General features: G+C 70.7%; 11 protein-coding genes. 2 read left to right on the forward strand and 9 right to left on the reverse strand.

Annotation, left to right across the window (positions count from 1 at the left end; genetic code table 11):
* Window position 1: 1 nt before the first annotated feature.
* The 6 genes from PV734_RS17085 to PV734_RS17110 all read right to left on the reverse strand — a co-directional run bounded on the left by PV734_RS17085 (window position 2) and on the right by PV734_RS17110 (window position 7,091).
* Window positions 2–1,363 carry an FAS1-like dehydratase domain-containing protein gene (locus PV734_RS17085; RefSeq protein ID WP_319290157.1) on the reverse strand — a complete coding sequence of 454 codons (1,362 nt, stop codon included), beginning with the start codon at window positions 1,361–1,363 and terminating at the stop codon, window positions 2–4.
* A complete protein-coding gene (locus tag PV734_RS17090; RefSeq protein WP_319290159.1) occupies window positions 1,360–2,871 on the reverse strand; it encodes a fatty acid--CoA ligase family protein in 1,512 nt (503 codons plus the stop codon). Before PV734_RS17090 ends, PV734_RS17085 begins: the two co-directional genes overlap by 4 nt.
* Before the next feature lie 102 nt (window positions 2,872–2,973).
* Window positions 2,974–4,161, reverse strand: coding sequence for an acyl-CoA dehydrogenase family protein (locus PV734_RS17095; RefSeq protein ID WP_415924218.1), 1,188 nt, complete (start codon window positions 4,159–4,161; stop codon window positions 2,974–2,976).
* Complete coding sequence (locus tag PV734_RS17100; protein ID WP_319290161.1) at window positions 4,158–4,628, reverse strand: VOC family protein; 471 nt, start codon at window positions 4,626–4,628, stop codon at window positions 4,158–4,160. The genes PV734_RS17095 and PV734_RS17100 overlap by 4 nt, the downstream gene beginning before the upstream one ends.
* 5 nt (window positions 4,629–4,633) lie before the next feature.
* Window positions 4,634–5,833 (reverse strand): cytochrome P450, encoded by a 1,200-nt coding sequence (locus PV734_RS17105; RefSeq protein WP_319290163.1) that lies wholly within the window; start codon window positions 5,831–5,833, stop codon window positions 4,634–4,636.
* A gap of 25 nt (window positions 5,834–5,858) precedes the next feature.
* Complete coding sequence (locus PV734_RS17110; protein WP_319290165.1) at window positions 5,859–7,091, reverse strand: CoA transferase; 1,233 nt, start codon at window positions 7,089–7,091, stop codon at window positions 5,859–5,861.
* A 102-nt stretch (window positions 7,092–7,193) separates the two neighbouring features.
* Between PV734_RS17110 and PV734_RS17115 the strand changes: the two genes are divergently transcribed.
* Together PV734_RS17115 and PV734_RS17120 are read left to right on the forward strand one after the other, a co-directional pair.
* Complete coding sequence (locus PV734_RS17115; RefSeq protein WP_319290167.1) at window positions 7,194–8,513, forward strand: acyl-CoA dehydrogenase family protein; 1,320 nt, start codon at window positions 7,194–7,196, stop codon at window positions 8,511–8,513.
* Window positions 8,510–9,256, forward strand: coding sequence for a glucose 1-dehydrogenase (locus PV734_RS17120; RefSeq protein ID WP_319095602.1), 747 nt, complete (start codon window positions 8,510–8,512; stop codon window positions 9,254–9,256). Before PV734_RS17115 ends, PV734_RS17120 begins: the two co-directional genes overlap by 4 nt.
* A 64-nt stretch (window positions 9,257–9,320) precedes the next feature.
* On the opposite strand, the gene PV734_RS17125 is transcribed toward PV734_RS17120, so the two are convergent.
* The 3 genes from PV734_RS17125 to PV734_RS17135 all read right to left on the reverse strand — a co-directional run bounded on the left by PV734_RS17125 (window position 9,321) and on the right by PV734_RS17135 (window position 12,265).
* On the reverse strand, window positions 9,321–10,358 hold the full coding sequence (locus PV734_RS17125) for a phosphotransferase family protein (protein ID WP_319095601.1): 1,038 nt from the start codon (window positions 10,356–10,358) through the stop codon (window positions 9,321–9,323).
* A 77-nt stretch (window positions 10,359–10,435) separates the two neighbouring features.
* Window positions 10,436–11,935, reverse strand: a complete 1,500-nt coding sequence (locus PV734_RS17130) for a long-chain fatty acid--CoA ligase (RefSeq protein ID WP_319095600.1) — start codon at window positions 11,933–11,935, stop codon at window positions 10,436–10,438.
* 15 nt (window positions 11,936–11,950) lie between these two features.
* Window positions 11,951–12,265, reverse strand: coding sequence for a hypothetical protein (locus PV734_RS17135; protein WP_319095599.1), 315 nt, complete (start codon window positions 12,263–12,265; stop codon window positions 11,951–11,953).
* Window positions 12,266–12,342 lie beyond the last annotated feature (77 nt).

Consider the following 12,342-nt stretch of genomic DNA (forward strand, 5'->3'; position numbering starts at 1 on the left):
TCTACCTCCTCGAATCGTGCGACTGATCGCCGGTCACGGCGAATCGGGCCAGTTCATGGGCGACCATGCCGTCCAGGTCCCCGGCCGGCGGTGCCGGGAGTTCCACGGCACGATCGCGGGTCGGCAGCAGGACGACGGCCGTTCCGGGCGTGGTCACCTCACCGCGCTGGTTCTCGCACCGGACCTCGATGTGCACCTCGGCCCGCCCGTCCGCCAGACGTTTGTCGACGACCGCGCCGCGCACCCAGGTGGTGTCGCCGAGATAGTTGAACCTGCGGTGCTCACAGCGCAGTTGCCACAGCCAGCCGTCGTCGCCGATCCAGTCGGTGAGCAGATGACACAGCCAGGTCTCGCGCATCCCGCCGTAGTCGTACGAGGTCGGCAGCCCGAGTTCCCTCGCCCGCTCGGGTTCCCAGTGCAGGCGCTGGACGGTGTCCGGGACGTTCAACGGGTTCGGCGGATACAGTCCCGGGGCCTTGCGCCGGACGCGCGCGGCGATCCCGAAGGCCCCCGGCGGAGTGAGCTGCATGCCCCAGCCCAGATGCCAGACGACCACGTCCGTGGTGGTGAGCGGCCCCTTCACCCGGGGCTGGAGTTCATCGCCGATCTCCACGTCCTCCCAGAACCGGGGTTCGGCGCCGCGCCGCGTCTCGGCCGCGTAGGCGGCGTCGATCTCGGCGAGCTGGTCGGCGGTGTAGGGCTCCTGGGCGAGGTGTTCCTTGGCCCGCTTCTTCGACGTGTGCCGTTCGGCGTTGATCCAGGTGCCGCGCCGCAGGGCGTGCATCTCGCCGCGCCCGTTGGCGTAGAGGTAGTCACGGACGACGTGTGCCGTGCGCCCGCCGAAGCTGCTGGACTTGAGGTGGACTCCGACCTGCGTCTGCAACACCCGGCACCGGTCGCCGAGTTGGAGCGGGCGCCACCACTCGAACTCCATCACCGCCTGGTAGGAGCCGAGCCCGGCGAAGGGGTCGCCCCTGAGGAGAGCCTTGGTCTCCGGGTCCGGTTTCGGGGCGGCGTCCTCCCCCATCGTGTAGAGGAAGGTGGGCGGTGCGACGAGCGAGCCCCAGCGGGTGCGGGCCGCGTGGTCCGGGTCGCAGTACAGGGGGTTGTCGTCGCCGTAACCGTACGCGAAGTGGCGTACGCCGTCCCAGGTCACCTCGCGGTTGTGCGGGGGGTTGTGCTGGGGCTGGGGAACACCCAGGCGCCGGCGGGAGCGTTCGATCGCCTCGTCGGTCAGAACGCCGAACCGTTCGGCGGCCTCCTCCGGCGTACCGCTCCGGGAACCTCTCCGCGGACTTGGCTGCGGACCCGGCCGCGGATCCGCCTGCGCGGCTGTCTGCGTGTCAGTGTGCGTACCGGTCATCGCTGTTCCTCCTTTACGCGCTCGTGTTGTGCGAGCCGGACGCGGACCAGTTCCAGCAGTTCCACCCGGCTGACCTTGCTCGACGGGGTGCGGGGCAGCGCGTCGACGACGATGTGCGCCGGCACCTCGTACGGGGTGAGCCGGGAACGGCAGAGGGCGACGAGTTCGGCGATATCCGGGGCGGGCAGGTCCGGCTCGGGCTCGACCACCGCGACCGGCACCTCCCCGAGTCTCGGATCCGGCAGCCCGGCGACGGCCGCCTCCCGGACGGCGGGGTGGGTCTCCAGGACGCGTCGGACGGTCTCCGGCTGCACCTTGAAGCCGCCGCGGATGATCGCGTCGTCCGCGCGGCCCTCGATCCAGACGAACCGGTCGGTGTCGATCCGGGCGAGATCGCTGGTCCGCGTCCAGGCCAGGCCGCCCCGGGTGCTCTGCTCGGTGCGCACCTCCAGCCGGCCGGGCCTGTCGACGGGCAGTTCCTCGCCGTCCTCCCCGGTCACCCTCAGTTCGACGCCGCCCAGGGCGCGTCCCGCGCTGCCCGCCTTGCGCCGCCACCACCGTTCGTGCAGCGGCAGCGTCCAGCCGACCACCGCTCCGGCGAACTCGGTGGCCCCGTAGGTCATGAGGACGGGGATGCCGTACGTGCGGAAGAACGCGTCGGCGAGTTCCGCCGGGCAGGGCGCGGTGCCGGAGGTGACGACCTGAAGGCTCACCAGCCGTTCCTTGGGGACGCCCGCGTCGAGCACGGCACGGATGGCGGCCGGTACGAGGCTCGCCGCCCGCAGCCGGTGTCGCCGCACAGCGCTCACCCAGGGTTCGACGTCGAACCGGCGCATGAGGAGCATGCGGCGCCCGGTCGCGAGACAGCCCAGCGCCCGCCACAGCCCGCTGATGTGTACGAGCGGGGTGGCCACGAGCGCCGCAGACCGCGACAGCAGCCGAGCGTCCTTCGAGGTCTGGCCGCCGGAGACGAGGGCCTGGTCCAGCTGGCCGATCCGCAGGTGCACGCGCTTCGGGGGGCCGGTGGTGCCCGAGGTGAGCATCTCCACGGCAACGTCCGGGCCGGCCGTGGGTGCCCCGGCGGGGGGTGTGCCGCCCGCGAGCGTGATGATGCCGTCGGTGCCGACCTCCAGGGCCGCGCCGTGACCGGTCGCCGCGCTCAACACGCCCTCCCGGGCGAGGGTTTCGGCGCCGGCGAGCAGGACGGGCGGCTCGCAGCCCGCGATGTCGGCGACAAGGCGCGCGGCGGGCTGCAAGGGGCTCAGCATCACCAGGCAGCGGCCGGAGGCGATCACGGCGGCGACCACGGCGACATGCTCGGGCCGGTTCTCCAGGACGACCCCGACGCGGCCACCGACGGGCAGCCCCAGCGTGTCGAGCGCGTCGACGACATCGCGCGCGGTGTCCTGGACCCGCCCCCAGGTCCACCAGTCGCCCTCGTACTCGATCGCCTCGGCGTCGGCGGGGGCCTCGGTCAGCAGCCGGGACAGGCGGTCGCGAATTCCCACGGAAGGAGCCTTTCGTCACCAGGCCTATAAAGTGCACTTAATTGACTGACTGTAGGACGCAGACTGCCAAAATGGTGGTCCTCTGTGACGAGAACTACGTCATTAAGTGCCCTGAACATATGACGGCCGCGCGACTGCTCTCTGGATTCCGACCAGGTCGGCCAGTCGGGCCCGGTGCGTCACCGGGCTGCCGAAGAGCTGCTCGGAGCTCTTCGCGCGCTTCAGGTGGAGGTGCGCGTCGTGTTCCCACGTGTAGCCGATGCCGCCGTGGATCTGGATGTTCTCCTTGGCGGCATGGGTGAACGCGTCCGCGCAGTACGCGGCGGCGAGCGCGGCGGACACCGGCAGCTCGTCCGGTTCTCCGGCCGCCACGGCCATGGCACGGTAGGCCGCCGAGCGGGCGGACTCCACCTGGAGCAGCAGGTCGGCGCACTTGTGCTTGACCGCCTGGAACGACCCGATGGGACGGCCGAACTGGACCCGGACCTTCGCGTACTCCACCGCGGCGTCCAGGCATGCCTGAGCCCCGCCGACCTGCTCGGCGGCCAGTGCCACGGTCACGAGGTCGATGACGGTTCGCAGATATCCGGTGGCGTCACCCGGTGGGCCGATCCGCACCGCGTCGGCCCCGTCGAGATCGACCCGCGCCAGTCGTCGCGTCGGGTCGAGCGCCTCCAGCCGGGTGCGGGTGACGCCCGTCGCGTCGCCGTCCACGGCGAACAGACCGGGGCCCGCGTCCGCACGGGCGGCGACCAGCAGCAGATCGGCGCTGTGGCCGTCGACAACGAACATCTTCGTGCCCGAGACCCGCCAGCCCGTACCGTCGCGCGTCGCCGAGGCAGCCACGTCCTCGACGCGCCACGACCCACCCGTCTCGGCCAGCGCCAGGGTGCCGGTCAGTGAGCCGTCGGCCAGCACGGGCAGCCAGCGCGCCTTCGCCCTGTCGTCGCCGGAGACGGTGAGGGCCTGGCCGGCGAGGGCCACGGTGGCGAAGTACGGCGAGGGCAGCAGAGCCCGTCCCAGCTCCTCCATGACGATCCCCAACTCGACCGGGCCGCCGCCGGATCCGCCGTACTGCTCCGGCAACGCGATTCCGTACAGGCCGAGTTGGTCCGCCATCCGGCGCCGGAGCAGCGGGTCGTGGCCCTCTTCGGACTCCATCGAGCGGCGTACCGATTCGCTCGGTGCCTTGTCCGCCAGGAAGCGGCGCAGCGTCGAGCGGAGTGCCTCGTGCTCCTCGCTGAACGTGCTGAAGGCCGGTGCCACGTACGTCGTGTCCTTCTCTGTCACCGGGGTGTCCTCGACCGCAGGTAGGCGGCGAAGTCCGGCATCCGGGCGCGGTCCACGATCTCGATGCGCGGGCCGGAGGGAGCCAGGTGGTAGGCGAATATCGCCGGTGCCCCGTCGACGACGGCGCAGGCCTCCATGGCGAAGCCCGCCTCCACCAGCCGTTTGGACGTGGTCGGGACGTCGTCGCAGAAGTAGCCGAGGTGGTGCGTGGCGATGTGCTCGGCCGCTGTCCACGGGGTCCCGGGAATCTCCTGGACGAGCTCGATGTGCGGGGCGTCGAGCGAGTACGCGTACCGCAGGGGCAGTACCCGGTCCCCGTCCGCGAGGCGGACCGGCAGGTCGGCCGCCATGGTCTCGGTCCACCGGTGGCCGGCGACCTCGGTCATCCGGGCCTTCCACTCGTCGACGTCCGGGACGACGATCCCCGTGTGGTAGAGGTCGGCCGCGCTCAGCGGAGCGTTCGGCACGCCGCTCACCACTCGAGCCGCAGCTGCTTGATGCCGTACATGTTGCCGTGCGCCTCGATGTCCTGGCCCGGTGCGATCCGGTACTCGGGAATGCGCCGGTGCCACTCCTCGATCGCCACGTTGAGTTCGAGGCGGGCGAGGTGCGAGCCGAGGCAGCGGTGGGGCCCCGAGCCGAAGGCGATGTGGTTGGTGTTGCCTCGGCGCAGGTCGACCTCCAGTGGGTTGTCGTACCGTCCGGGATCGCGGTTGGTGACCGCGACAGGGAGCATCACCATGTCGCCGGCCCGGACCGGGCAGCCGCCGATCTCGACGTCCCGTGTCGCCTTGCGGGCCGGGACGACGGGCGAGTAGACACGCAGGATCTCCTCCACGGCGGTGGAGACGAGCGCGGGTTCGGCGACGATGGCGGCGCGCTGCCGCGGGTGGGTGGCGAAGTGGTAGAGCGCCCAGCCGACCGAGATCGGGACGGTGTCGAAGCCGGCCTGGAAGAACAGGACGCAGAACGCGTGCATGTCCCGGTCGCTGATCTTCTCGCCGTCGATCGTCCAGGTCATCGCCCGCGACAGCAGGTCGTCGCGCGGGGCCTCGCGACGCAGGGCGATCTGCTCGTCGAAGTAGTCCGAAACGGCGTTCATGGCCGTCAACTGCCGCTGCCCGTCCGGGTCTTCGCCGTAGGTGAGGTGGAGCAGGTCGTGTGTCCAGTGGAGGAACTGGCCTAGATCCTCCCCGGGCAGGCCCATCAGGTCCATGAAGATGCGGGTCGGGAACTGCCGGGCGAAGGCGTCGAGGACGTCGGCGCTTCCGGCGTCCTTCAGACCGTCGACCAGCTCTCCGGCGACCCGCCGGATCCTCGGCTCGTCGGCGGCGGCGGCCTTCGGGGAGAAGTGCCTGCCGAGCAGCCTTCGCCACTCGGTGTGGTGGGGCGGGTCCAGCATCTCCGGGATCCAGAGGAACCTCGGGTTCGGGTTGAGCACCGTCACCGATTCGCTGGAGAAGGTTCGCCAGTCCTGCAGCGCCCGCTGGATCGCCTCGCTCTCGGTGACGACCCAGTACCCTTGCGCGATGGTGCTCCGGAACCCGGAGTGGGTGACCGCGAGTTCGTCCCAGCGTCGCTGATGGCTGAGGACCGGTCCGCTGAGCCGGTTGTCGAAGTGGTAGGCGGGGACTCCCTCGTGGGTTCCACCGGGTTCGAGTGTCGTGCTCATCACGGCTCCTCTCGTCGTACGTTCGTCACGTCGCCGCGCCGTCGATCTTGAGCGCGATGAGCTCCTCCTCGCCGACACCGAGCGAGCGCAGGACGTCGTCGGTGTGTTCCGCGAACAGGGGCGCCCGCGTCAGCGTGGCCGGAGTCTCGTCGAACTGGACCGGACTGGCGACGAGTTCGCGGTCGACCCCGTCGGCGTCCACGACGGGCGCGATGAGACCGTTGGCTCGCAGCGCCGGATCCTGACCGACCTCCCAGGCGCTCTGCACCGCCGCCCACTGGCCCTCTCCCCGGGAGAGGATCCCGGCCCACTCCTCGTACGGGCGGGAGGCGATGAGTTCGGCGACGATCCCGGCGGCGTCGGCGGCGTTCGCCATCAACTTCTCGGTGCTGTCGAAGCGTTCGTCGCGGGCGAGTTCCTCGCGGCCGGCCAGTGCGCAGAACTCGGCCCAGTACCGGCCGGGTTGCAGCATCGACAGTTCGATCCAGCGGCCGTCCGAGCTGCGGTAGGCCCCGATGAGGGGGTTGGTGGCGGAGCCGTACCGGGGTTGGACGTTGACCGGGAGCGGGCCGCCGTTCATCAGCGCCATGTTGACCGTGAACTGCGTCGCCCAGGCGCCCACCCCGAGCAACGACACGTCCACGACGGACGGTTCACCGGTCGTGGCGCGGGAGTAGAGGGCGGCGGCGATGCCTCCGGCGATGGTCATACCGCCGATCGCGTCGCCATAGGCCCCGGCGGGCATCCGGATCATCCGCTCCGCGCCGACCGGGGTGACCCCGGCGGCGCTGCCGCCGCGCGCCCAGAAGGCCGTGCTGTCGTAGCCACCCTTGCGCGCCTCCTCGCCACGGGCGCCGAAGCCGCTGCCCCGGACGTAGATGATGTCCGGGTTGACCGCCCGGACGTCCTCGACGTCGATGCGCAGCTTCGCCCGTGCGTCGGGCAGGAAGTTCGTGAGGAACACGTCGCTGTTCCGGATGAGTTCGTCCAGCACGCGCCGTGCGGACGGCTTCTCCAACGCGAGACCGACGCTGCGTTTCCCTCGGTTGGGGCCCTCCACGATCGGGAAGAACGACGACTCCTTGCTGACGGCGTCGTACCCGAGCACCCGCACCAGGCCGCGCTGACCGTCGCCCCGCTCCGCATGCTCGATCTTGATCACGTCGGCACCCCAGTCCGCGAGCACGGCACCCGCCGCCGGGACGAAGGTGAACTGTGCGACCTCAAGGACCCGCACACCTTCCATGGGCCTCTGCATCGGACCAACTCCTCCGAGCCTGAACGCTATTGCGCATACCCAATCAACGAAGAACGGGGTTCAGTATGGACCGAGGGCGCTAAAAAGTATACTGTTTTCGACATGCTGGATTTCTCGATCGAACCCGATTTCCAGGCCAGGCTGGACTGGGCGACAACCTTCGTACGCGAGGAGGTCGAGCCGCTCGACCTCCTGTTCCCGCACGGGGGCGACCCGTACGACACCCGCAACGAGAAGGCCCGGGCGATCCTGGGCCCTCTCCAGGACAAGGTCAGGGAGCAGGGCCTGTGGGCCTGTCACCTCGGTCCCGAACTGGGTGGCCCGGGGTACGGACAGGTCAGGCTCGCGTATCTCAACGAGATCCTGGGCCGCTCCTACTGGGCCCCGACCGTCTTCGGCACCGCCGCCCCCGACACCGGGAACGCCGAGATCCTCGCCATGTTCGGCACCGAGGAGCAGAAGGCCCGCTATCTGCGGCCGCTGCTCGACGGCGACATCGTCTCCACGTTCTCGATGACCGAGCCGCAGGCGGGCGCGGACCCCAAGGAGTTCCGCTGCCGCGCCCGGCGGGACGGTGACGAATGGGTGATCGAAGGCGAGAAGTGGTTCTCGTCCAACGCCCGGTACGCGGCCTTCCTCATCGTCATGGCCGTCACCGATCCGGACGCGCCCCCGCACGCCCGCATGTCGATGTTCATCGTGCCCGCCGAGACCCCGGGCATCGAGATCAAGCGCAACGTCGGCACCATGGACGAACGCGACAACCTCGACGAGGGCATCCACGCCTACGTCCGCTACGACCAGGTCCGGGTACCGCTCGACGCCATGCTCGGCGGCCCGGGCGAGGGCTTCGAGGTCGCCCAGGCGCGTCTCGGCGGCGGCCGGGTGCATCACGCGATGCGTACGGTCGGCAAGTGTGCGCGCGCCTTCGACATGATGTGCGAACGGGCGCTGTCCCGCCGTACGCAGGGCACCCTCCTCGCGGAGAAGCAGGCGGTGCAGCGGTTCATCGCGGATTCCTGGACGGAGTTGCAGCAGTTCCGGCTGCTCGTGCTGCACACCGCCTGGATCATCGACACCCAGCCGCACGGCGCGGCCCGCACCCAGATCGCGATGTGCAAGGTCCAGACGGCCAAGGTGCTGCACGACGTCATCCAACGGGCTCTGCATCTGCACGGTTCGCTCGGCACGACCAACGAACTGCCGCTCGCCAAGTGGTGGATGGCCGCACCGAACCTCGCCCTCGCCGACGGGCCGACCGAGGTGCACCGCACCACGATCGCCAAGGGGCTGCTGCGGAACTACCGGCCGGCGGAGGGTCTGTTCCCCAGCGAGCACATCCCGCCGAAACGTGAGGCCGCCCGCAAGCGGTACGCGCACATCATCGAGGACGACGGTCTCACCGGCCGGGCGGACGTGTGAGCGGCGACCTGTTCGACCTGTCCGGCAAGGTCGCCCTCGTCACCGGCGGCAGCCGGGGCCTGGGGCGCGAGATGGTGCGCGCGTTCGCCGCCGCCGGCGCGGATGTGGTGATCGCCAGCCGGAAGGCCGACGCCTGCGAGGCGGTGGCCGCGGAGGTCCGCGAGCTGGGCCGGCAAGCTCTGCCGGTCGCCGCGCACGTAGGGCACTGGGACGACCTCGGCCGGCTCGCCGACACGGCGTACGAGGAGTTCGGGAAGGTCGACGTCCTGGTCAACAACGCCGGGATGTCACCGTTGGCGCCCTCGTCGGCGCAGACCAGCGAGGAGTTGTTCGACAAGGTCGTCGGGGTCAACTTCAAGGGGCCCTTCCGGCTCGCCTCACTGATCGGGGAGCGGATGGCGCGGGGCGACGGCGGCTCGATCATCAACGTCTCCTCGTCGGGAGCACTGTTCCCGCAGCCGCGGTTCGGTCCGTACGCCGGGGCGAAGGCCGCGTTGAACGCGCTGACGACTGTGTTCGCTCTGGAGTACGGGCCGTCCGTGCGGGTCAACACGATCTCGGCGGGGCCCTTTCTGACCGACATCTCCAAGGCCTGGTCCGAGGAGAAGCGGGAGATCACGCGCAGTGCTGTCGGCAGGCCCGGGCGACCGGAGGAGATCATCGGCACGGCTCTGTATCTGGCCAGTGACGCGTCCAGTTATACGTCGGGGGCGCTGATCCGGGTGGACGGCGGGTTGTACTGAGCCCGCGGGCCCGGTGGCGGCTGGTCACGCGGTTCCCCGCGCCCCTGGGTGGGGATCGCGGGCGTCAGCCGAGCAGTTCCGTCGCCTCTGCCAGCAGGACCGGTAGCGCCGGCAGCATGCGCCGGTGCATGTCGGTCAGGTGATCCGCCTTGCGGCCGCGCTTGATCAGCAGCGCGGTGGCGGCGGACTCCTTGTACTTCGTCAACGCCTCGAACCAGCGCAGGTCCGGGAGCTGTTCGCCCCGGGTCTCCTCGTAGGTGTCGATGAGTTCGGCCTTGGTCGGCATCCCGGTCGGCTCCCGCGACGTGGCCGCCGGGTGGTGGGCCTCGTCGGTGAAGAAGGTCAGCCAGGTGATGTCGACCCGGGGATCGCCGAGCGACCAGATCTCCCAGTCGATGACCGCGTTGACCGAGTCCGCGTCGCACAGGGTGTTCCCGAGCCGGTAGTCCCCGTGCGTGAACACCGGCATCATCGCGCCGGGCACGGTGGCCCGCAGGCGTTCCGCGACCGCCTCGTAGCCGGTGCGCAGGTCCTCGGGGACCGTGGCGAACGCCCGGGTCCAGCGGTCGATCTCGGCGGCGGGCGTGACAACCGGCTCCACCGCGAGGGCGGTTCGTTTCGGGTCCGCGCGATGCAGGTGGGCGAGCATCCGGGCCGCGTCCAGTGCACGGGCCCGCACCTGTGCGGCGGGCAGTGTGCCTCGGGGCACCAGCACCGGTTCCACGCACTCGCCGGGCACCAGCTCCATGGCCACGAACGGCTGACGGGCCGGGGGCGCGCCCTTCTCCCAGAACAGCACCTTCGGCACCCGTACGCCGGACACGCCCGCCAGCACCCGCATGAGTCTCGCCTGACGCAACACGTCCCGGTTGCGCACCGGTTGGAGGCCCGGCGGGGCCACCTTGAGGACGACACGCTCGTATCCGGCGGGCACACCCGACAGCACGGCGACGTAGGTGAGGCTCGACGTGCCGCCGGTGAGCGGTTCGACCGACTCGACCGTGCCCTCGGGGGCCCAGTCGCGCAGCGCCGAGGCCGTGCGCCCGGTCAGCTCCGGGATCAACTCCGCTATCGGATCGGTGCTGTTGGCGGCAGTACTCATGGACGGCTCTCTCATCCTGGTCGGCCGACGGCCCGGCGGCGTACGTCGGTCAGCGGTCAGCGGTCAGCGGTCAGCGGTCAGCGGTCAGCGGTCAGCGCCTCGACGATGTCGCGGCGCACGAGCTTGCCGGTCGGGGTGCGGGGCAGTTCGGGCCAACGGGTGATGCGCTCCGGCGTCTTCGAGCCGCGCAGCGTCCCGCGCACCCGGGCCCGCAGGTCTCCGGTGTCGATCTCCGCCCCGTCCCGGACCACGACGACGGCCTCGATGCGCTGGCCCCACTCCTCGTCCGGGACACCGACGACGACCGCGTCCAGCACATCCGGGTGGCGCAGCAGCACGTCCTCGATCTCGGCGGGCGCGATGTTCTCCGCGCCGCGGATGATCGTGTCGTCGGCCCTGCCCTCGATGTACAGATAGCCGTCGGCGTCGACCCTTCCCTGGTCGCGGGTGTGGAAGAAGCCGCGCTCGTCGACCGCGGAACCCTGCCCCGCGTACTCCCCCGACACCTGGTCGCCACGCACCCAGATCTGCCCGGTCTCCCCCGGGCCTACGAGCACGCCGGACGCGTCCCGGACCTCCAACTCGACACCGGGCAGCGGCAGTCCGGCCGAGCCGAGCCTGGCCCGTACGGCGGGATCGTCGCTCTCGACGGCCGTCCGGTGTTCCCGGGGGCCCAGGACGGTGATGGTGGACGAGGTCTCCGTCAGCCCGTAGGCGTTCACGAAGTCGACGTGCGGCCAGCCTCGCAGCGCGGTCTCGATCACCCGTACGGGCATCCTGGCCCCGCCGTAGGCGAGCGCGCGCAGCGAGGGCACCGACCGGTCCAGGCCGTCGGTGTCCATGATGCGGGCGAGCATCGTCGGCACCACCATCGCGTTGGTGACCCGCTCCCGCCGTACGAGGTCCAGCCAGCCCTGCGGTGTGAACTGGTCGAGGCTCAGGGCGCGTCGCCCCGCGTACAGGTTGGTCAGCACGTTCGACACGGCGGCGATGTGGTACGGCGGCACGCTCACCAGGGCTGCCTCGTCCGGGCCGGCGTCGGCGAACTCCACGGTGCCGAGGACGTACGACACGAGGTTGTGGTGGCGCAGGACCACGCCCTTCGGCGTCGAGGTCGTGCCGCTCGTGTAGATGAGGACCGCCGGGGAGTCGGGGGCCGGAGCCGGCTCCTCGTCCCCCGGGGTGGGCGTGGCCCGCGCCGCCTGGGAGAGCCACTGGTCCGGGCTCCGTACGGCGAGACCGGCCCGGCGCAGCGCCTCGCCGTGTTCCGGGTCGGCGATACCGAGGGCGCGGGGGTGATTTGCCAGCAGCGCGGCCAACTGTGCCGAGCCGAGGCGGTAGTTGACCGGGATCAGCGGGACTCCGGCGTGGGCCGCGGCGAACAGCGCGACCGGGAGCGCCGGTCCGTTCACGGCCAGGTACACGATCGCGTCGGCGTCGGCCGCGCGCACCGACCGCGCACCGCCGACGGCCAGTTCACGAAGTCGCGGGGCGGTCAGCCCGTCGCCCCCGCGCCCGATCACGACCCGGCCGGGAAGACCCTCGGCGGCCATGTCAAGGAGCATCGAGATGTTCATGGGGCGCGCTCGCCCTCAGTCCGAGGCCGGGAGCGGCTTGGGGCTCTTCATCGGCAGCGGAACGCCGTTCACCGCCAGCGTGCCCTGTCCCTGCTTGGTGCAGAGCAGTTCCAGGCCCGCCTCCTCGTCGGCGTACCGCTTGCCGAGCACCGCACCGCCCATCAGGTCGGGGTCGGGGGTGCCGGTGGCGACAGGTCCCCCCGGTCCGGCCGCCTCGGCCAGTGCCGCTCCGCCACAGGTGATCTCCACCTCCTGGTCGGAGCACCGAACGACGATCACGGCCGTCGTGTCGACCGTACTGACGAGCATCTGCCCTATACGTGGCCTCATCGCAGGTCCCTCCGCGGATCTTGTTCCGTTCCGGTGCCCAAGGACCAGAAAAAAGTATACTACTTACCTGGATCACG

This window comes from Streptomyces sp. AK08-02, from assembly GCF_033795085.1.
GTDB lineage: Bacteria > Actinomycetota > Actinomycetes > Streptomycetales > Streptomycetaceae > Streptomyces > Streptomyces echiniscabiei.